The organism is Bradyrhizobium sp. Crot121 (assembly GCF_059512385.1).
Genome location: NZ_JCAMOR010000101.1, coordinates 1 through 20,961, shown reverse-complemented (window position 1 = coordinate 20,961; position 20,961 = coordinate 1). Strand labels below are relative to the sequence as shown.

Here is a 20,961-nt window from a genome sequence, read left to right as displayed (position 1 = left end):
GGATCGAACTGTCAGCGATCATGGATTTCATGCTTGCCACGTTGGTCGGCAAAGGAGCCGCATGGAGCGTCGCGACGCTGCCAGCCATCAAGGCTCCGGTGAATCCACCTATCAATGCCGTTCTGAGGGTGCGCATGTTCTCCTCCGTCAGCTGCTAGGAGAGACCCGTAGGCTAGGACAGCCTTGGGCAAACGCAAGATGGCGCGGCGACGCGCCTAATCCTTCCAGCTTACGGGCTTCAAGACAACTTCGTCGACGGCTTAACTGAGACACTGGCGACGGACCTTGTCGCGCATCAGTGGCATGTCGTCGATCGGCAGCGACGGCAAAGGATTGAGGCTGCAATGTTCGGCCCACCGGGAAAGTGGCTCTTGTAGCAACAGTTGGCGCGTTTATCTCGACGAAATCGAGGCACTGGCGATCAAGGGATTGCGCCAGCACCCTCGCGCACCCCGAGCTGATCGGCGAATTTGGCGATGCCTATAATTCCGAGCGACAGCGGCTCAAGAAAGAGGCGAGCACCGAACGCAACCGGATCGAGCGGCGGCTCGGCGAGATCGAGCGCGAGATAAAACGCATCGTCGATTTCATCGTCAAGGGCATGGCCACCGACGCGCTCATCCCGCGAATGAATGAACTGGAAGCCGAGCGCAAGACGCTTGCCGCGCGGCTTGAGACGGCCAAGGAAGCCGACAACGTGATCGCGCTGCACCCGAAGGCCATCGACCGCTATAAGCGCGCGGTGAGGGAGTTGGCGGATGAATTGAAGCGCGGCAGCCCGATGGAGTTTGCGACCATCCGTGAATTGATGACGGCCATCATTGTGCACGCCAGCCCGAGCCGACCGGGCGGCGCCGGAACCAAGGCCAACGCCGAGGATGACCGGAGTGTGCGGATCGACATCAAGGGGCGCCTCGCCGCGCTCTGCGACAATCCGGCTTTGTTCCCCAATACGGCTATGTCGGGGGATCGTTGGTAGCGGGGAGCGCTACCGCCTTTCCCCACACCAACCAAACCTACGATACCTCATCCAATCCTTCGCCGGAGGCAATTTGTGGCGCGTCAACTGGGCTCATCCCGCGAGGTGTTCGGGAAACCGCGCGCTTCGTGCGACATATGCGTGTCGATCGACATTGATTTCGCAGGAGAATTTTTCTAACCGAGCCAAAATCCGGTCATTAGAGCTCAATGGCTTACAACGAAAAATCCAACCACAAGATCGCCTCGTGGTTGGCAGATCGAGATATCCGAAACGTCGGGGCATACTGGGACTATTGCCTTTTTGCCCCACAGCAACCGGCCCTACAATGTCTCCTTCGCACAGGTTCGTTAGCCTTGAGGCGGGCGAAAGAAATTCGGCTAATCGCAGACGAGATATCTGCGATGTCCTGTATAGGCATAATAGCAGTCACTACTCGCGTAGTAGCTTGAGCGCGCGCCGCCATAGGCGTATCCGGCGTAAGCGCCGGCCGCGTATGCGCTGGCATATGATGCCGCACGCGCGCCATATCCATATCCGTGCGCCCCACCGTAGCGATAGGCGCCGGCACCGCCGACGTTGACTGCCGTCGTCCGCGCGGCGTTCACGACAGCCGGCCCATCCCCGACTCCTCGCGCGGCGAGATCAGCGCGCGGCCCAGCTCCCGGACCGAGCCGAGGCCCCGGGCCAGCGACAGGGCCGGGCTGAGGGGGACCTGCAAATGTTGGCGGAGCTGCTGGAGCCATCCGAGGTGGCCCGGCCGGCACCATCGGTGGCGGCGGCGGAAATTGCGCAAACGCAGCAGTGGCAATGAGCGGGCTCGCTGCGACAGTCACAGCGACCGCACAGGTTGATAGCGTCTTCGAAAGCATCGTCGCCTCCGTTCTAGATCTGGACCTCGAGCACAGGCTCAGGTGCGTTGTGAGTGGCGGTCTGTTCGGCAGGCGGTTCCTGCGCATCAGCTTTGGGTTCATGGGCAGGTGATCCAGTTGCACGGTCAGGATGGATCCTGAACCACGCCACATAGAGCGCCGGCAGGAACAGCAGGGTCAGCAGCGTGCCGACGATGATGCCGCCCATCATGGCGTAGGCCATCGGGCCCCAGAAAATCTCGCGCGCGATTGGAATGAGCGCGAGACTTGCGGCAGCGGCCGTCAGAAGGATCGGGCGCATGCGGTGCTCGGTTGCCTCTACCACGGCATCCCAGGCGGGCCTGCCTTCCTTCTTGAGATTTTCAATCTGCACGATCAGGATCACGGAGTTTCGGACCAGGATGCCGATGAGGGCGAGCACGCCGAGCATGGCGACGAAGCCCAGCGGCGCGCCGCTCGGCAGCATAGCCATGACGACGCCGATCAACGCGAGCGGCGCGACCGCGAACACCAGGAACAGGCGCGAAAAGCTCTGCAGCTGTACCATCAGCACGGTCGCCATCACGAACAGCATCAACGGTACGACCGCGATGATCGGCCCCTGGCTCTTGGCGCTCTCTTCCACTGAGCCGCCGATCTTGATCGCGTAGCCCGCGGGCAGCTGCTTTGCAAATTCCGCCACCCTCGGCGCGAGTTGGTCGACGATCGTCTTCGGCTGAACGTTGCTGACGACGGCGGCTTTCAGAGTAATGGTCGGAATCCGCGCGCGGCGCCAGATCGTGGGCTGCTCCAGCTCATAACGCAGGTTGGCGACGGCGCCGAGCGGCACCGGTTGGCCGCCGAGCCCGGTCAGTTGCAGGTCGCGCAGCGTATCGATCGAGGCACGTTCCGGCGCGGTCGCTCGTCCCGTGACATTGACCAGATAGATGCTGTCACGCACCTGCGTGATCGGCGAGCCCTGGAGCACCGAGTTCAGGGTGGTGGCGATGTCTTCCGAGGTGACGCCGAGCTGGCGCGCCTTGTCCTGGAGCACATCGACCTTGACGACGCGCGCCGGCTCCATCCAGTCGAACACCACGTTGCCGAGGTCAGGACTGCTGCGAATGACGCCTGCAAGCTTCTGCGACAGGTCGCGGACCTCAGCGATGTCGGGGCCGCTCAGGCGGTATTGCACCGGACGACCGACGGGAGGGCCGACCTCGAGCAGCTTGACGTAGGTGTCGGTGCCCGGGAAGGTCTTCCTCAAATAGTCCTCGAACTGCGACTTGAGCTTGTCGCGCGCGGCGATGCCGCCTTTGGTCACGATCACCTGCTGGCCGAACCAGGTGTTGGCGGTCTGCAGGTCGAACGACAGCACGAAGCGCGGCGCACCGGTGCCAACATAGGTGGACCAGTGTTCGACCGAATCATTGCCCTGCAGCTGCTCGCGCTCGAAACGCGCCATCTGCGTGTTGGTCTCGGTGATCGAAGCGTTCTGCGGCAGGTTCCAGTCGATCACGAGCTCGGCACGGTCGGACGAGGGGAAGAACTGCTGTTGCACGAACTGCAAGCCGAACAGGGCGAGAAAGAAGGCGCCGGCCGTCACGGCAACGGTGCTCCAGCGGTGATGCATGCAGAACAGGAGCAGGCGTGCGAACATCTGCGCCAGGCGGCCCTTCTGCACGTGATGTCCCTTCATTCTGGCCGGCAGGATGGTGACACCGAGAAGCGGCGTGAACAATACGGCCACGATCCAAGAGACGATCAGAGACACCGCGATCACCACGAATAAGGTGAAGGTGAACTCGCCGGCGTTGCTGCTGTTGAGCCCGATCGGGATGAAGCCGGCCACGGTGACAAGCGTTCCCGTCAGCATCGGAAATGCCGTCGACGTATAGACGTGGGTTGCCGCCTTTTCGAGGGGATCGCCGATCTCAAGCCGCGCCACCATCATCTCGACCGCAATCATGGCGTCGTCGACCAAGAGGCCGAGCGCGATGATCAGTGCTCCCAGCGAAATGCGTTGCAGCGAGATGCCGCAATAGGCCATCACGACGAAGGTGATCGCGAGCACGAGCGGAATGGCGATGGCGACCACGAGCCCCGCCCGCAAGCCCAGGCTTAGGAAGCTGATGCCGAGCACGATGATCACGGCCTCGAACAGCGCTTCGGTAAAGCCCGAAACGGCATGTTCGACCACGACGGGCTGGTCGGCAACGAGGTGCACGCCGACGCCGATCGGCAGGTCGGCAATGATCCTGGTCATCTCCTCCTTCAGCGCCTCGCCGAACTGGAGCAGGTTGGCGCCGGATTTCATGCCGATCGCGAGCGCGATCGCGGGCTGGCCGTTGTATCTGAACAGGGTTGATGGCGGATCGGCGTAACCGCGCGTGATGGTCGCAACATCGGTCAGCGGGAAGAAGCGGTCGTTGATGCGGAGATTGACCGCCTTGAGACTCGCCTCGGAGGCGAACTGGCCATTCACGCGGACGCTGATCCGCTCCGGCCCCTCCTGCAAAACGCCGGAGGGTGCCACCGCGTTCTGGCCCTGAAGCGAATTCATGATGGCGTGGATATCGAGGCCGAGAGCCGCGATCTTGCGGGTGGAGAATTCGAGGTAGATGACCTCGTCCTGCGCGCCGAGAATGTCGACCTTGCCGACATCGGGCACGGTCAGCACCTTGGCGCGGATGTCCTCGACCTGATCGCGGAGCTGCCGCTGGCTCAGGCCGTCGCTGGTGAAGGCATAGACATTGCCGAAGACGTCGCCGAAGCGGTCGTTGAAGCCGGGGCCGATCACCCCTTGTGGGAAATCGCCCCTGATATCAGCGATCATATTGCGGACGCGCACCCAGGTCGGCTTGACGTCGGCCGCCTTGGTCGAATCGCGCAAGTAGACGAAGACGGTGGTCTGGCCTGCGACCGTCACGCTCTTGGTGTAGTCGAGGGATTCGAGCTCCTCCAGCTTCTTCTCGATCCGGTCGGTGACCTGACGCGTCATCTCCTCTGGCGAGGCGCCGGGCCATTGCGCCTGGATCACCATGGTCTTGATCGTGAAATCAGGGTCTTCCTGGCGCCCCAACTGGAGATAGGCAAACAAGCCGGCCGCCATGAAGGCGATCATGAAATACCAGACGAGGGAGCGATGGCCGAGCGCCCAGTCAGAAAGGTTGAACGACTTCATGGCTCTTGATCCTGTTCGATGCGGACGTGCTGTCCCGGCTTGAGGCTGTGAATTCCGGCGGTGACGACGCGGGTGCCTGCGGCAAGCCCGCCGGTGACGCGGATGCCCGCCTGTTCGGCAACACCATCGATCTTCTGCAGTGAGACGGTGTTGGTGGCCTTATCGACCACCCAGACGAAATCAGTCCCGTCCTTCGCGAGCGCCGCCGACAACGGCAAGCGCAAGACCTTGGCTTGGTCCTTGCCGAACTTTGCCGTGACGGTCGCGCCGAGACGGAAGCTTTCAGGCGGGTTGTCGAGCGCGATCCGGACTCGCCGCAGCCGCGTCACGGGATCTGCTTGCGGCGCAATCTCGCGGATCCTGCCCTCGACCTGAACGGCGGGAATGAGCTGCAGGCCGACAGTGAACGGGAGACCGACTTCGAGCGGCACGGGCAGGTCTTCCCCGATATCGACGACCGCCTCGCGAATGTCCGGCCGCGCGACCGTCACCACGGTTTGACCGGGCGAGACCACCTGACCGACTTCCGCGCCGACGGCGATCACGACGCCGCCGAAGTCGGCCTTGATCTGGGCATAGCCGAGTTGCTCGATCGCCTTGGTCAGGTTCGCCTGCTCCTGCGCGACGGTCGCTTCGGCGCCGGCGCGGGCCTGCTCGGCGTTGTCCAGCGTCTGCCTGGTGGTCGCATCGCTGGTGATGAGCGTGCGCTGCCGCTCCTCCGTCGCCTTGGCCGTCGCAAGCTGCGTCTCGGCCTTCGCAAGCTGGGCTTTGGCCGCGCGAACGGCGAGATCGAGTGCGGTGGGATCAATCGTCCCGATGATTTGTCCTTCACTGACGATGTCGCCAACGTAGACCGGACGCGAAGTCAGCCGTCCGAGTACGCGAAAGCCAAGGTTGGTCTTGTAGCGCGGCTCGACCACGCCCACGGCAATCGTGCTGTCACCGCTATTCGGCTTGGCCACCATTGAGAGCACGGGGCGCACCGGCTCCGGCGCTTTCGTCTCCTGCTGACATCCGGTGAGCAACGACGCCGCCGCAACCGTGCCGGCGATCATCATGACCTGTCGCTTCATGATTGACCTTACTCCTCAGTGACCGATTGACCGACGCTCAAAAGCTTGCCGCCATCGACGACCACGCGCTCGCCGGGCTCGAGGCCTGCCTTGATCAGCACCTGACCGGCTTCATAAGCGCCGACCGTGACGTGCTTAAGCGACGCCGTCCGGGTTTTCGGGTCTACGGTCCAGACGGCAGGCTTCCTGCCTGCGGCCATCAGCGCGCTCCATGGCAAGGCGATCTCCTTCTGAGCTTTCGCCTTGACCGTTCCCGCGACGGCGCTGCCCAGCGTCATCTGAGCCGGCGGGTTCTCGATGGACACCTTGACGCGGATCGTGGAGCTCTTCGCGTCGATCGCCGGTGAAATCTCTCTCACCTCTCCCGTCGCGGTCACGATGGGATCGGAGACCAGCGCCAACGCTACCCGGTGGCTCTCTGTCTGGCCAAGGAATACGGATTCGTAGACCTCGAAAACGGCATCCCGCTCCCCGTCCTGAGCAAGCGAGAACACGGGTTGGGCAGCCGGAACGACCTGGCCGACCTCGATATTTCGCGCGGTAATGATGCCGTCCGCTTCAGCACGCAGGATGGTATATCCGAGCGCATCGCGCGAGGTACCCAGCTGAGCCTTGGCCGCCTCCAGCACACCCTCTGCGGTTCGCAGACCTTCCTGGGCCTGGTCATAAACGGTCCGCGTAGTGAAGCCGCTTGCGATCAGCGCTTTCTGCCGCTCGAACGTAGCTTTCGCCACGCGCAGCTGGGCTTCCGCGGAAGCCACTGCCGCCGTCGCAGCATCGACATCAGCCTGTTGCTCGGCGGGATCGAGACGGGCGAGGACGTCGCCCTTGTTGACGTGATCACCGACGTCAACGGTACGAGCGATCACACGTCCGCTGACACGGAACGAAAGATCGGCACGGAAGCGCGCCTGAACCTCGCCCGTCAACGTGATGGCGGCTTGCCGGTCGCGCGGCTGCACGATCGTGGTCCGGACCAGTGTTGCCCGTGTGGCCGTCTGCGCCGCATGATCGTTGCAACCGGTCAACACAATGCTGACGAGCACGGTCGTTGCGGCGAGGGCCTTCCCCACATAAGCCGTTCGAACGGGGCTGGAGAATTGGCTTGTCATGACGCGGCCGTATGATGGGAAGGTGACAACAGCCCGCCAAGCGCATCGGCGGATTGGCGGGGGACGACCATTTCGCGTTCTTGCTGGCGCAGGAGTCCCGCAAGGGGGTCGGCCTCGACGGCGGGCTCGTGATGATCGGCCGCCGCGCTTGCGGTGAGCACTGCGTCGTTTGAAGCAATGGCTCTCGTGCGGCGCGGTGCCTTCATCTGGCGCGTCGCAATGGTCCAGTTTGCACTGCGCTCACGCTCGGTCAGCGGGAATGAAAGGACGATCGAGGTGAATTCGGCGCCGAAACCCTGCTCGATCCGGCCGCCGAGCGCCCTCGCGATATCCTTCGCAATTCGCAATTCGCGATCCGAGGCATCCCGGGCGGGGCGCGTTCCGTTGTCCAGGATCACACAGTTCACCAGCGCGCCGGTGCGCGTCAGCTTGATCTTGATCTGCCCGGCCAGCGCGTCGAAGCAGGCGTGCCGTGCCGCGTGCATCACGAGTTCATGGACGATCAGGCCCAGATGCCAGCAGCGCTCCGGCTGGAGCGCGATGGACTGGGTGGCGAATGCCAGTTGAATGTTCATCCGGTCCAGCAGCGCGCGGCGCATGCCACAGCCCAGCTTGCGAATGTAGGTCGCGGCATGGATCAGCGTGTCGCCCGTTGGCATGGCCAGCGCACGATGCACGTCGGCGTAGCCATGCAGCAGCTCGACGATATCGCTGAGAGCGCACTTGGCTTCCGTCCCCTCGACCCGGATGGCCGCGGCGGAGACAAGGTCGATGGCCAAGACAACACCGTTGGTGACCCTGCGATTCAGCTCGCGCAGCAGCACGCCTTCCTGCAAGCCGGACGGGGCTGGGCTCAAAACAGTCACGACATTCTCCTCATTCGGCTCGGACGATCGGGGTCGCCGCCCCCACACCTTTGGGATCCCGATCTCTTGGGAGCACTCGCCAAGCTCCCGAAACATGAGGACTTAGCGGATTAATAAACTATACCGTATATTTTCTTTTTATTGCCTTTCTTCACAAGCCATGTCAAGCGGGAAAGCGACGCGCACAGACTCGTGATTTCGGAGGTTCAAGAATGAAGAAGACGAAGCGAGGTAGACCGCGAAAGGATCTTGCCGGCGACGCGCAGGCGCGCATTCTCGATGCAGCCCAGCAGCTGTTTCTGGAGAAAGGCTATCGTAGCGCCAGCATCGACGACATTTCCGAGCTCGCTCCTGCGAGCAAGCCGACGATCTACGCTCATTTCCCCGGCAAGGAAGCGCTGTTCGCGGCGGTGGTGGCCCGCACCATCGAGGGCTTGACGGACTTCGAAGGCTTCTTGCCCGAGGGCCGCACCATCGAGGACAAGTTGATGAGCCTCGGGACCGCCATCGTCGAGAGAGTGGTCGAGGAATCGCTCGGCATGGTGCGCGCGACGATCGCGGAATCGCAGCGCTTTCCCGAACTGAGCCGCAACGTTCACGACGCTGCGCGCGATCGCTCGCTCGCCGCGGTATCCCAACTGCTGGACGACGCCACGCAGAAGCTCGCTCGCACCCCGAAGGGCCCTTTCAGCTCCAAACGAAGCCGCGCCACCGCGCAGATCTTTCTCGACCTAATTCTGCTACCGATGCTGTTTCGGTCGCTCGTCGGAGAAACTCAGAAGGACCTGAAGAAGGAGCTTCCCGGCTTCGTGCGCGAGCGCGTCGGCTTTTTCCTGGCAGCCTGCGAGACAGATTGGTCGTACTAGCTGTCTTTTTTTAGACGGTTGCCTTGGAAGCATTCGCATTAACCGGCGGCCTTGAGCTGCACGTGAGCTGCCATCTCGGCCGGCTGGAGTGGCGTGCGACGCAAAGCGCCGGTACAAAATCTCACATCTCGTCGAAGCTTGGCCGCAGCGTCGCAGCGCCGACCCGCGATGGGTTGATATAGACATCCATGGCTTCCAGCAGGCAGCAGGTCAGCGCCATCGGACTGCCACCCTGCAGTTCGCCCCGTGCTTGCCCGTTGCCGATGATCGGTCGCACCAGCCCTCGGATCCTGTCGTCGTAGGCGAGAACAACCGTCCACTTCTGCCGGACAGCCAGGGTTACCAGGTCTTGCAGTCGTCGATGCTTTGCCGGTCGAGCTTCATTGCAGTCGGCGATGGCCTTCAGGATTGCGGCCAGGCGCCGTAGCACTGGCCCACTGGCGCGGGCCGCTTCGGCCGCGGCACTGACCGTCTCTTCGAGCACCTCCTGCACCACAGCCTCCTCGATCGCCCCCTTGAGGGAAAAAATCGATAGACGCTTGCCGAAGACATCGACAGACTCCACGCGATGTCGGCGACGGTGGTCTTGTTGTGTCCCATCTCGCCATAGAGATGGATGGCGGCCTGCACGATCCTGCGGCGGGCGCTCCTCATTCGGTCGTCAATCTGATCGCTCATAACGTCTCTCACTGCGCCGGAAGGTTCACCAACTCGCGGCGGCAGGCCTCTCCGAAATCGCGCAAGGGATCCATTTCCTCGATGAATTTGGGGAGATCGACGAATGTGCGATTTGGCGAGAGATACGCTTCGATGATCAAGTGCCCGGTTCTCTCGGCGGCCTGAACGACCTCGTTGCTCGACAAGATCCGCATGCGTCCGACCAGCGTATAGAAGCTGACCAGTTGCGGGATTTCAGCCTGATCATTGACCAGGGCGTCGGCATAGAGGCGTGATGCCTCCTCGATGAAGCTATGGTACAATTGTTCGCGCTTCGAAAACGAGCGGGCATGATGACGCTCGCGACGCCTTCGGCGTCCGCTAAACCATCCACTGACGATGGTCGAGACCGCGCCGAACGCAGAGCCGCCGAAGGCAGCCAAGGCCGGTATGTATACCGTGCTCATAAGATCGCTCCTGTCTCCTGTCGCAGTGCGGATGTGGTTCAAGGCAGTGCCTGGTCACATCACGCCGCAACGTCGTTCGTTATCTGCCCCTGACTGATCCGGTGGATGCCTGCTCGAACACCGCTTTACAGCCTTCGCTCAGATCCGATTTCCTGAGCCGCAGACAGGCTTCGACTCCGGATGGGTCGCGAATGTAGGCACTGCAGAGGCGAAAGGCGTCGGGCGTGCAAGCCGCTCGCTGCTCGGGTGTGCCTCGGTTCTCCTGGGAAAAAGCCGCCGTGCTCCCGAGCGCGACCACGACCGCTGCGAACAGCGCCTGCTTCAATCTCGTCATATCAGATCCTTTCTCTGCTCTAGGCTTGTGGTTGGCTGAGGCAGAGCCTCGCCGCCTCGAGCTGCACACGCGCTTGTGACGCACTCGTCTTGACTTCGGCCATGCCGCGTGATTTATATGAACTATACGGTATATTTTATTAAAGAGGTGCCGAATGTCAACACTGCTGTTCGCGGTGATGCGCGAAAACCCGTTGCCCCGGCCTCGCCGCCGCATCGCTGAACGTCACTGTCGCATTGTGCCTCGTGGCACTGAGCGTGCTGCTTGGCATCACGATCGCGATGATCGCGTGGGCTCATTGGCTTGCCGCGCGCCAGCCCAGCACTATCCGGCTGGAGCGGAGGACGGTCGCATGACACCGGCGCTGCTGATCGCCCCCGACTGCATCATCTACTGGGTCAACGTCTGGACCGCGCCGGTCGAATGCGTGTTCGACGTGATCGAGTCCGAACTCGCGCGCAGAGGCATTGCGCTTGATGAAATCGACCGGCTGACGCACACGGCGTGAGGGAGGACTGGGAACCGAGATGCTGAACTTCATCGAAGTCTCTGACGGGATGGAAGTGGACCCGACCAGCGGCGAGCTCGTGTGGACCGGTGTGACCGGAACACGGACAGCGCTCCAGCGTGACGGACTCACGATCGATCCGAAGGCCGCTGCCTATTGTCCAACCGAGTGGCTCGACGAGCGCGGCTATCTCGACGCCGACCGCGCGCGCCGGCAACCGCGACCATGGAGCATCTGACGATGATACGGACAGATTCCGTTGTCGGGAGCCGTGCGCCATGAGCCGACGATCCGCCATGTTCATGCGCGCGAGCCAGTCCACCGAGAGCGCCTTTCCCTGGCGCGGCTATTTCGTGTCGGCGGGTGGAGCGCTGGTCTGCTTGCTTTGGTTGACAAACTGGGTCCTGCCGGCGCAAGTGCCGGGTCGCTTTTCCGAACCGGATCCTGCGCGGCCGCCGATACGCATCCACTCCGACGTGAAGGGGCCGGAGCGCGTCGTGATCGATACAAATCAGCCGCTGCCCACGCTCCCCGACAAGGAGATCGTCGTCGCTCACACGCCCGTCGCGGGCGATTGACCAACCACACCGAGATTGATCCGATGTCGAAGCAGCATTTGTTTGCCCTGATCATGTGGTCCGCCACGCTCGCCGCGACCGCCGCCATCGCGGAGGTCCAAGATCCCGCGGATACGAGCGCCCGAACCGCCACTGCACAAAGCCAGGTCGAAGAGGTCGCTATCCAACGCGTTCTCTCGGAATTCCGCACTGTACGCGTCCCGCTCAGTCGGGCGATCGCCATCGCGGAGCACTTGCATGATGGCTCGAAGACCGCCGACATCAGCTTCGAGATCGACGGCTCTCCCGTGTACCGCGTTCGCACGATACGGAATGAGCACGTGTGGGAGAACGCCATCGATGCAAATACTGGAAGCATCACGGGCAAGGAGATGACGTCGTCGCTGAAGGAGCTCGATCGGGAAGACCTCGCCAAGATCCTTGCCTTGAAATGGCCCAAGCCGGAATTGTCCGATGTCGTCCAGGTCGCCGAGAAAGCGGCGGCCGGCAGCGCGCTGGCCGGTGGACTGATCCGACAGGACGGCAAGCTCAATTTCGTGATCGTCGTCGCCTCCGCGGACCATTTGAAGGAGGTCCTGCTCGAGCCTCCCAAGGTCGGAAAGCAAGACACGAGTCGCCATTAACACGAGCATGTTCATCAGCAATCAAAGAGTCCATTCGCCATGAACTTCCAGCCTCGATCACAGCTCTCATCCGCTCAACGGCAGCTTCCCTTCGACTGCATCGCGCTGCTTTTGCAAGGCGGCGGTGCGCTTGGTGCGTACCAGGCGGGCGTGTACGAAGCCTTGGCCGAAGCCAGCATTCATCCCGACTGGGTTGCTGGCATATCGATCGGGGCCATCAATGCCGCCACCATCGCCGGCAACCCGCCCGAGTCCCGTGTTGACCGCCTGCGCGATTTTTGGACCCAAGTCACCTCGACCGCGCCCTGGGATTGGTCCGGCAATCCCTTCCTGGATTGGACGCGGAGCGACAATACGCGAAACCTCATCAACCAGATGAGCGCCGGTCTGGCGGCCACGTGTGGCGCTACCGGATTCTTCTCTGCCCGTCCCGTTCTGCCCTGGCTGCAGCCCGGCGGAGCCAGCGATGCGACCAGCATCTATGACACGCGCGCGCTCAAGACCACGCTGGAGCGCCTGGTTGACTTCGATCGTATCAATGCCGGTCTGACGCGCTTCAGCGCCGGCGCGGTCAACGTCCGAACGGGTAATTTCGTCTATTTCGACAATACCACCCATACGATTCGACCCGAGCACATCATGGCGAGCGGCGCGTTGCCGCCGGGCTTTCCGGCGGTGGAAATCGAGGGCGAGCACTATTGGGACGGCGGTCTCGTCTCGAACACGCCGCTGCAATGGGTGATCGAATCTGATGCGCCGCAGGACATGCTCGCCTTCCAGGTCGATCTCTGGAGCGCGCGCGGTCAAATACCTCGCAACATGGCTGAGGTGATCACGCGGCACAAGGAAATCCAGTACTCGAGCCGTACGCGCGCCAGCACCGACCAGTTCAAGCACGTACAGCGTCTGCGGCGCGCACTCACGGATCTGCTGGGGAGGCTACCAGACGACCTCAGGCAGCATCAGGACGTGAAACTGCTCAGCACGGCGGTCTCCCGCAACGTCTACAACATCGTCCAGCTGATCTATCGCGCGCGCAATCACGAGGGCCACTCCAAGGACTATGAGTTCTCGCGGCTGTCGATGCAGGACCATTGGCAAGCGGGCTACCACGACGCATTGCGCACCCTGCGCCATCCCGAGGTGCTCGCTCGGCCTTCGAGCCCGGACGGGGTCTTCACCTTCGATCTCGAACACGACGGCCGCGAGTGACCCAACCTCATCGCCTGGAGATAACCCAAATGCGCGAGACAGATGTGAAACAACGTGCTTTCGCCATGCCGCTGACCAGCCCGGCCTATCCGCCCGGGCCGTATCGGTTCGTCGATCGCGAGTATCTGATCATCACCTATCGTACTGATCCGACAAAACTCCGGGCAGTGGTTCCGGGTCCGCTCGAGGTCGACGAGCGAGAAGCTCTCGTCAAATACGAGTTCATCCGCATGCCCGATTCCAACGGCTTTGGCGACTACACGGAAAGCGGACAAGTCATCCCCGTCTCCTTCCATGGACGCAAGGGCGGCTACACACATTGCATGTTCCTCAACGACGAAGGACCGATTGCGGGCGGACGCGAGCTCTGGGGCTTTCCGAAGAAGCTTGCGCAACCGACCCTGCGAACCGAGATCGATACGTTGATCGGCACGCTGGATTACGGCCCCGTGCGGGTCGCGACTGGGACGATGGGCTACAAGCACCGCGAGGCCGATCTGGCGAAGGTCAAGGCTGCGCTTAACGAGCCGAACTTCCTGCTCAAGATCATCCCGCACGTCGACGGCAGCCCGCGGATCTGCGAGATCGTTCAATATCATCTCGAGGACATCGTACTGAAGGGCGCCTGGACCGGACCGGCGGCGCTCGCCCTGACGCCACACGCCTTGGCGCCGGTCGCCGAACTGCCGGTCCTTGAGATCGTCTCCGCCGTCCACATCTGCGCCGACCTCACGCTCGGGCTCGGGACGGTGGTGCACGATTATCTGCAACAGCCGGCGCGCGGCTCGATTCGAACGGGTGAGAAGGCTCTTGTCTTTTGATCTCAACTGAGCGCCGCGATCCGGGGCGAGGCGCCGATCCTGTTTGCACGTTATGAGGAAGTGTACGAGATGGACATTCTGAAGGGGAAGACGGCTGTCGTCACCGGATCGACCAGCGGCATTGGCCTTGCCTGCGCAAAGGCCTTTGCCGCAGCCGGCGCCAATGTCGTGATCAACGGCATGGGCGCGCCTGAAGATATCGAGGGGGAGCGAGTCGCGATCCAGCGCGAATTCGCGGTCAAGGCGATCTACTCGCCTGCGGACATGACCAACCCGCGCGAGATCGCCTGGCTCATCGCGCATACCGAGGACACCTTCGGCAGCGTCGACATCCTGGTCAACAATGCCGGCATCCAGCACGTTGCTCCGGTCGAGGAATTCCCCGCCGAGAAATGGGATGCGATCATCGCGATCAACCTGTCCGCCGCCTTCCACGCCATCCGCGCCGTCGTGCCCGGCATGAAGAAGCGCGGTTGAGGCCGCATCATCACTACGGCTTCGGCGCATTCGCTCGTCGCCTCGCCATTCAAGTCGGCCTATGTCGCGGCAAAGCACGGCATCGCCGGCCTGACCAAGACGGTGGCGCCGGAACTGGCACGCTCGAAGATCACCTGCAACTGCATCAGCCCCGGCTACGTCTGGACGCCGCTCGTCGAGAAGCAGATCCCGAACACGATGGTGGCCCGCCGCATGCGACGAGATGAGGTGATCAGCGACGTCCTGCTCGCCGCGCAGCCGACCAAGGAGTTCGTCACCGTCGAGCAGGTTGCTTCCCTCGCGCTGTTCCTGTGCAGCGACGACGCCGCTCAGATCACGGGCGCCAACCTCTCGATGGATGGGGGCTGGACGGCAACATCCCTGCCGACCTGGCGCGGTTAGCTGGAGCTCGCATGGTCACGGCCATTGAGGCAAACTTTGACCGCCACCTCGACGAGGCCAAGCTAAAGAGCATTGACCAACGGCGAGCCGGCCACACAGCCACAACTGATCTTCCGCTTGATCCAGTCGCGATCGCTCCGCTCGCGTGCCCTTAGACTCTCTCGCGTGCACTTGTCAGTGGATGTTGTCAGCGACCACGGCCGGTCCCCGCGGTGATCCCGAGCAAGAAAGAGTGCCTCATGAATAGTGTCGATTCCGACGTTTAGGTGCCAGCAAAGATCGCGGGTCTGGAATATCTCCCAATTCCGGGGCTGCTGACTCCAGAGATCGACAAATGCACTCTGGTGCTCATCGAGGGGATCAGAGAATACGTCAGTCAAAAAATACCTCCATTGCATAGGCGAGAAGGCTGACGGCCGCGCGACCCGTACGTTGCCGAATTGGCCGCATCTCCTTGCGGAAACCACCTTGCCCGGGATAGCAGGTTGGCGAGGGCGTCAGCCTCTTCTTGATGCACCATCAATATAGCGGGTTCTGATAGTTTCCCAGAGCTGTTGAGCCCCCGCAGTTTTCGGGTGGATAAAGAGATCCGCTCCTCTGCGGATCGGGACCGCGGACCGGACGGGCGACTGCGGAGCCGGGCCGCTCTCGGAAGCTTGCCAAATACGAATTAGGGTACCGGACGTGTTTGCGGCTTCGCCTGCCATTTTGGAGGTCATTGGCTGCCCTACTGACACAACGAATCCTTTGGGCGCCGATTGCCTCGATGCGTGATGGCTCAATCAGAACGTCTGGGCTACTGGTGCGCTGTTTGCCGCAATCTGCCGTTTGCATCGGAGCGGGGCGATGGCGCGCAGTTGATGATGTTGAACTTGCGCGGCGTCGTTCAACGCCAACGCGCATGCGAGCAATCACAAGGGCTTCCCGGGTCTAGAGTCGGCGTGACAAACGCTTTTAGGGGAAGCAAGGAATGGACTGCAACCTAGCATGAAGAACAATTGGAATTTCACCTATCGGTCTTGATCGGAAGTGGCGCGCGCATAGTCAAGTTGGAGCGATCGCCCTGAACGGTCACGCTGATGCAGATGTACTTTCAGCTTAACCCGCTCGTAAATCTCTCTTGCTTGAGCAACAAGTCTACCGCTTCGACGATTCGATTTCATGGATGTGCATTGCAATACGCGATCAGTGCACGCTCAAGCTCTTTCAGGCAAGCCCGGCGCACCGTACCCCAAAGAGCCACGCCCAACCCCGCCTTGCCGCGGCCTGAATTGCCGAACTGGACGCACTCGACTTGAGAACCGTTTAGACTGTGCTATCCTTATCTTTTTGATACGCCACCTTGGAATTCCGACTTCACGATCCAGGGGAGCACTATGGTCGCGAAAGAGATTTCGCTGAGCGCCAGCGGTATCGGGAAGATCGCCCCCGGTGCTGATAGTGCCGGGGAGGGAATACCCCGCTCGTCGCGCTCTAATCATGGCGTGCGCCGCCGCGAATTACTCATAACCACCGCCATGGCTTTGGTGTTCTCTGCAACCTCCGCTCGCGCACTGGTCGTCAAGGGCAGTTTGCCGTGGGGACCAAGTGCCGGCACTCCACCCACAGCGGTGCGGCCTGGACCGTGGGTGTATTTCACTCCGGAAGAAGGAGCTGCAGTCGAAGCGCTCGTTGACCGGCTGATCCCGCCGGACCCTCAGACCCCGGGGGGTAAGGATGCCGGTTGCGCGGTCTTCATCGACCGACAACTTGCGGGATCCTATGGCAGCGCCGAGGGGCTCTACATGCACGGCCCCTTCGCCGACGGAACGCCGGAGCAGGGAGATCAGTCGCCGTTGACCCCGGCAGCGCGGTATCGCCAGGCGCTGGCCGCATTGGACAAATATTGCCGCGCGACCTACGCGGGAAAGCCTTTTCCCCAGATTCCCGACGATGAGAAGGACAAGGTTCTCTCCGGGCTGGAGAAGGATCAGGTGCAACTGGAAGGAACCAGCGGTCGCGCGTTCTTTGAGTATCTGCTGCAGAACACGCGGGAAGGATTCTTTGCGGACCCAGTTTACGGCGGCAACCGCGACATGGTCGGCTGGAAGATGATCGGTTTTCCCGGCGCGCGCTATGATTACCGGGACTGGGTTGAGCGGCACAACGAGCGCTATCCGCTGCCACCCATTGGCATTGCTGCCCGACCCGAATAGGCGCCAAAGGCGCAATAAATCTCGTTTGGAGTACCGGGAATATGACGCGCAAATTGCCAGCAACTGATGTGGTGATTGTTGGGCTGGGCTGGACTGGCTCCATCCTGGCGCATGAACTGACTGGTGCCGGATTGAACGTGGTGGCGATCGAACGCGGCCCGTGGCGCGACACGGCGACCGATTTCCCGCCGGCCTATGCGCAAGATGAGCTGCGCTACCGCATCCGCCACGATCTGTTCCTGCGGCCGGACCAGCTGACGATGACTTTCCGTAACAACGCCAGCCAGACGGCGCTGCCGATCCGCAGCTGGGGATCCTTCATGCCGCCCAATGGCGTCGGCGGCGGTGGCGTGCATTGGAATGCCGAGACGTGGCGCTTCCTGCCCAGCGACTTCGAGCTGAGAACGCATCTGGTGGGGCGTTATGGCGAAAAATTCCTGCCCGAGGACATGACGATCCAGGACTGGGGGATTACTTATGATGACCTCGAGCCCCATTACGACAAGTTCGAATATTTGTGCGGCACGTCCGGCAAAGCCGGCAACATAAAAGGGCGGATACAGGCGGGCGGCAATCCCTTTGAGGGAGCGCGGTCCCGCGAATATCCGACGCCGCCCCAGAGGCAGCCCTACGGCCCGACGCTGTTCGCACAGGCTGCTCAGGAGATGGGCTATAAGCCCTTCCCGCAACCTTCCGGGAATCTCTCACAGGCATATACGAACCCGCTCGGCGTCACGATAGGCCCTTGTACCTATTGCGGCTTCTGCGAATGGTTCGGCTGCGGCAACTACTCGAAGGCTAGTCCGCAGACCACGATTCTGCCGGCACTCATCCGCCGTCCGAACTTCGAGGCGCGCACGCAGTGCGAGGTATCGAAGATCAACTTGGATAGATCAGGAAAACGCGCCACCGGCGTTACCTATGTCGACACCAGTGGCAACGAATGGGAGCAGCCGGCCGACCTTGTGCTGCTCTGCGCCTTCCAGTTGTTCAACGTGCACCTGCTGCTGCATTCGGGAATCGACAAGCCCTACGATCCGCGCACCGGCGAGGGCGTGATTGGGCGAAACTATTCCTACCAAGTCACATCTAGCGTAGGCGCGTTCTTCGACGACAAGATCTTCAATCCCTTCATCGCGTCGGGCTCGATCGGAATGTGCATCGACGAGTTCAACGGCGACAATTTCGATCACGGACCGCATGGCTTCGTCGGCGGCGGCTATATGGGCGCGGTGCAGACCAATGGCCGACCGATCCAGACTGGGAGGACACCACAGACAGCGCCGAGGTGGGGCGCCGAGTGGAAGAAGGCGGTGGCGAAGAGTTATTTGAGCAGCTATGAGACCGTCACGCACGGCAGCTGTTATAGTTATCGCGACGCATATCTCGACCTCGATCCGACCTATACGGACCGCTTCGGCCGCAAGTTGATGCGCTTGACGTTCGATTTCCACGACAACGAGCTCAAGATGTCGACATACCTGACGGACCGGCTGGCTGAGGTCGCGCAGAAGATGGGGCCGCGGCAGCTTGAGAAGCACCCGCGTCGCGGTCCTTACGACGTGACCGTGTACCAGACAACGCACACCTGCGGCGGTGCCATTATGGGCGTCGAGCCCAAGACTAGCGCGCTCAATCGCTATTTGCAGAGCTGGGACGTGCCCAACCTGTTCGTCATGGGTGCCACGGCCTTCCCGCAGAACCCCGGATACAATCCGACGGATACGGTAGGCGCACTCGCCTATTGGGCAGCAGATGTGATCGTAAACCGCTACCTGAAGAGTCCTGGCCCGCTCGTGCAGGTTTGACGGCCAGCGCCCCGAGGTAATGGCATGAGAATGCGGAAACTCACGGCTCTTGCGCTCGCCGCCTGCGCGATCGGCCTTACTGCGGCGCGCGCGGCGGAAGACAACCAGGCGTTCGAGAGGATCGAGCGCGGCCGGTATCTGGCCGTGCTCGGCGATTGCGCCGGCTGTCACACTGCGCCGGGCGGTAAGCCTTTTGCCGGCGGCGCTGCGCTGGAGACGCCATTCGGAAAATTGCTCGGGCCAAATATTACGCCTGATGTTGCGACCGGAATCGGTGCCTGGACCGAATCCGATTTGTGGCGGGCGATGCATGAGGGGATTGGTAAGGATGGGGTTCGCCTCTATCCGGCCATGCCGTATCCGGCCTACACCAAGGTTACCCGCGAGGACGTCTCGGCGATCTGGGCCTATCTGCGCACGTTGGAGCCGGTGCGTAACGAGGTTCAGCCGAATCAGCTTAGGTTTCCGTTCAATGTCCGCCGACCGGCAACATCCACCTGGGATTTGATCAATTTCAAGCCCGGAGTGTTTCAATCCGATCCGGCAAAGTCGGATCTGTGGAATCGTGGGGCCTATCTGGTCGAAGGCCTTGGCCATTGCGGAACCTGTCATACACCGAAGAACATCACCGGCGGCGATCGGGGTGGAGAAGCCTTGCGCGGCGCATTGCTGCAGGACTGGTATGCGCCTGATCTGACCGCGGATTCCCGTATGGGCATCGGCAGTTGGTCCACGGAAGACATCGTCCGCTATCTTAAGACCGGTGCCAACTCTTTCGACATTGCGTCCGGGCCCATGGCCGAGGCGGTTGAGAACTCCACCTCTCATATGACAGACGCCGACCTTCTCGCGATCGCCACCTATCTGAAGGATCGTGCTCCTCGAACCGCGAACCCGGCCGTCGCGCTGGCGCACGATGACACACGCATGGTGGCGGGGAAGGCGATCTATGAGAACCGTTGTGCGGCATGCCACCAGTCTAGCGGCGCCGGCGTTCCAACGCTATTCCCGCGACTGGCACAAGCGCCACTCGTCCAGTCCACTGATCCGACATCCTTGATCCGCGTCGTTCTGATCGGCAATCGCGCCGTCGCCACTTCAGCTGCCCCGACCGCACCGGCCATGCCGCCCTTTGGTTGGAATCTCAGTGACACAGAGATTGCGGACGTCCTGACCTATGTTCGCAATACCTGGGGAAATGCCGCGTCAGCAGTCCAGTCCACGGACGTCAGTACGCTGCGTGGCCGGGTGTCTCAATAACGTCGACCACGCTGCGCCCGAAGTTTTGGCGGATCGATCGAGCGCGCTCGCGATACCTGTCGCAAATCAAATCGGGACATACCGACGTTGCAATCCCCGCGTCACGGACGTCAGCCATCTTGTCTTAGCTGCCCAATGCCGCGATTTTGCCGACGCCTAAATCTAGACATACAGAGTGACTTGTCAGGTCTAGACACTAAAAGAACAGGCCTCAGAAGTTGCGCTGGGCACGAAGCTGCAGGTGGAATGTGTCCTGATCGCTGAACTCGTAACGCGCAGTAGGCTTGGGGGCCGAAGCTCCAAGGACTGCGGAGCCCTGGAATTTCTGGTCGAGGTGGAACCACATGAATTCGGCGGAGAAGGTCAGGTTCTTGACCGGCGTCCAGCGGGTGATGACACCGAGCTGCGACAAGTTGAAGTCGGGGTTGCAGACGTAGTCCGCGCTGACCGCTTTGCCAGGCGTGGTGTAGTTCGCGCAGATGAAGGCTTTGGCCGCGCCGTCATAGCGGACGCCCACATACGAGCCGAAGAGGCTCGATGACCAATATGGGTCCCAGTTGTGGTTGAACGCACCGCGAATGCCAAAGGCCTCCGTCAGATGCAGCGAGCCGTCGCCGCCGGCTGCGACCGGCAGATAGACGGCATCGGTCGTCGCCCCGAACCCGATGCTCTGATAGGCGCCAAAAGT

Annotated in this window: 19 protein-coding genes, 1 pseudogene and 1 riboswitch; of the genes and pseudogenes, 12 read left to right on the top strand and 8 right to left on the bottom strand. The window is 61.8% G+C overall.

Features of this window, described 5'->3' with window-relative positions; genetic code table 11:
* Positions 1-364 precede the first annotated feature (364 nt).
* The gene (locus AC5ZGW_RS41095) at positions 365-979 is read left to right on the top strand and encodes a hypothetical protein (RefSeq protein WP_130229188.1); all 615 of its coding nucleotides are present in this window, start codon (positions 365-367) and stop codon (positions 977-979) included.
* A 380-nt stretch (positions 980-1,359) separates the two neighbouring features.
* Here the strand turns inward: AC5ZGW_RS41095 and AC5ZGW_RS41090 are convergent, their stop codons facing one another.
* The 5 genes from AC5ZGW_RS41090 to AC5ZGW_RS41070 form a co-directional block, all read right to left on the bottom strand.
* Positions 1,360-1,587 carry a hypothetical protein gene (locus AC5ZGW_RS41090; protein ID WP_130229187.1) on the bottom strand — a complete coding sequence of 76 codons (228 nt, stop codon included), beginning with the start codon at positions 1,585-1,587 and terminating at the stop codon, positions 1,360-1,362.
* Between the two features lie 277 nt (positions 1,588-1,864).
* Complete coding sequence (locus AC5ZGW_RS41085; protein WP_130229185.1) at positions 1,865-5,014, bottom strand: efflux RND transporter permease subunit; 3,150 nt, start codon at positions 5,012-5,014, stop codon at positions 1,865-1,867.
* Positions 5,011-6,087, bottom strand: coding sequence for an efflux RND transporter periplasmic adaptor subunit (locus AC5ZGW_RS41080; protein ID WP_130229184.1), 1,077 nt, complete (start codon positions 6,085-6,087; stop codon positions 5,011-5,013). The genes AC5ZGW_RS41085 and AC5ZGW_RS41080 overlap by 4 nt, the downstream gene beginning before the upstream one ends.
* An 8-nt stretch (positions 6,088-6,095) precedes the next feature.
* Positions 6,096-7,199, bottom strand: coding sequence for an efflux RND transporter periplasmic adaptor subunit (locus tag AC5ZGW_RS41075; protein ID WP_130229183.1), 1,104 nt, complete (start codon positions 7,197-7,199; stop codon positions 6,096-6,098).
* Positions 7,196-8,065: a sensor histidine kinase family protein gene (locus AC5ZGW_RS41070; protein WP_245475016.1), complete on the bottom strand. Its 870-nt coding sequence runs from the start codon at positions 8,063-8,065 to the stop codon at positions 7,196-7,198. The genes AC5ZGW_RS41075 and AC5ZGW_RS41070 overlap by 4 nt, the downstream gene beginning before the upstream one ends.
* A gap of 212 nt (positions 8,066-8,277) precedes the next feature.
* On the opposite strand from AC5ZGW_RS41070, the gene AC5ZGW_RS41065 reads away from it, so the two are divergent.
* Positions 8,278-8,931: a TetR/AcrR family transcriptional regulator gene (locus AC5ZGW_RS41065; protein WP_130229182.1), complete on the top strand. Its 654-nt coding sequence runs from the start codon at positions 8,278-8,280 to the stop codon at positions 8,929-8,931.
* A gap of 121 nt (positions 8,932-9,052) precedes the next feature.
* On the opposite strand, the gene AC5ZGW_RS41060 is transcribed toward AC5ZGW_RS41065, so the two are convergent.
* Together AC5ZGW_RS41060 and AC5ZGW_RS41055 are read right to left on the bottom strand one after the other, a co-directional pair.
* Positions 9,053-9,496, bottom strand: a complete 444-nt coding sequence (locus AC5ZGW_RS41060) for a hypothetical protein (RefSeq protein WP_245475015.1) — start codon at positions 9,494-9,496, stop codon at positions 9,053-9,055.
* Between the two features lie 121 nt (positions 9,497-9,617).
* Entirely contained in the window at positions 9,618-10,055 is a 438-nt protein-coding gene (locus AC5ZGW_RS41055) for a hypothetical protein (RefSeq protein WP_245475014.1), read from the bottom strand.
* A gap of 686 nt (positions 10,056-10,741) precedes the next feature.
* Here AC5ZGW_RS41055 and AC5ZGW_RS41050 point away from each other — a divergent pair.
* The 10 genes and pseudogenes from AC5ZGW_RS41050 (at position 10,742) to AC5ZGW_RS41005 (ending at position 20,273) form a co-directional block, all read left to right on the top strand.
* Entirely contained in the window at positions 10,742-10,897 is a 156-nt protein-coding gene (locus AC5ZGW_RS41050) for a hypothetical protein (RefSeq protein ID WP_165435499.1), read from the top strand.
* Positions 10,898-10,916: 19 nt separating this feature from the next.
* Positions 10,917-11,135, top strand: coding sequence for a hypothetical protein (locus tag AC5ZGW_RS41045; protein ID WP_245475013.1), 219 nt, complete (start codon positions 10,917-10,919; stop codon positions 11,133-11,135).
* A 40-nt stretch (positions 11,136-11,175) separates the two neighbouring features.
* Positions 11,176-11,475 (top strand): hypothetical protein, encoded by a 300-nt coding sequence (locus AC5ZGW_RS41040; RefSeq protein WP_130229179.1) that lies wholly within the window; start codon positions 11,176-11,178, stop codon positions 11,473-11,475.
* Between the two features lie 23 nt (positions 11,476-11,498).
* On the top strand, positions 11,499-12,098 hold the full coding sequence (locus AC5ZGW_RS41035) for a PepSY domain-containing protein (RefSeq protein ID WP_130229178.1): 600 nt from the start codon (positions 11,499-11,501) through the stop codon (positions 12,096-12,098).
* A gap of 39 nt (positions 12,099-12,137) precedes the next feature.
* Positions 12,138-13,310 carry a patatin-like phospholipase family protein gene (locus AC5ZGW_RS41030; RefSeq protein WP_130229177.1) on the top strand — a complete coding sequence of 391 codons (1,173 nt, stop codon included), beginning with the start codon at positions 12,138-12,140 and terminating at the stop codon, positions 13,308-13,310.
* Positions 13,311-13,339: 29 nt separating this feature from the next.
* On the top strand, positions 13,340-14,131 hold the full coding sequence (locus tag AC5ZGW_RS41025; RefSeq protein ID WP_130229176.1) for an acetoacetate decarboxylase: 792 nt from the start codon (positions 13,340-13,342) through the stop codon (positions 14,129-14,131).
* A gap of 69 nt (positions 14,132-14,200) precedes the next feature.
* Positions 14,201-15,010: pseudogene (locus AC5ZGW_RS41020) on the top strand (3-hydroxybutyrate dehydrogenase).
* 418 nt (positions 15,011-15,428) lie between these two features.
* Positions 15,429-15,530: riboswitch (SAM-I-IV-variant riboswitch) on the bottom strand.
* Positions 15,531-16,386: 856 nt separating this feature from the next.
* Positions 16,387-17,205 (top strand): gluconate 2-dehydrogenase subunit 3 family protein, encoded by an 819-nt coding sequence (locus AC5ZGW_RS41015; protein ID WP_165435498.1) that lies wholly within the window; start codon positions 16,387-16,389, stop codon positions 17,203-17,205.
* A gap of 41 nt (positions 17,206-17,246) precedes the next feature.
* Complete coding sequence (locus tag AC5ZGW_RS41010) at positions 17,247-19,013, top strand: GMC family oxidoreductase (RefSeq protein ID WP_130229175.1); 1,767 nt, start codon at positions 17,247-17,249, stop codon at positions 19,011-19,013.
* A 24-nt stretch (positions 19,014-19,037) separates the two neighbouring features.
* Entirely contained in the window at positions 19,038-20,273 is a 1,236-nt protein-coding gene (locus AC5ZGW_RS41005; protein ID WP_245475012.1) for a c-type cytochrome, read from the top strand.
* 211 nt (positions 20,274-20,484) lie between these two features.
* Here AC5ZGW_RS41005 and AC5ZGW_RS41000 read toward each other — a convergent pair.
* On the bottom strand, positions 20,485-20,961 hold a 477-nt coding region (locus tag AC5ZGW_RS41000), incomplete at its 5' end, for a porin (RefSeq protein ID WP_496114088.1).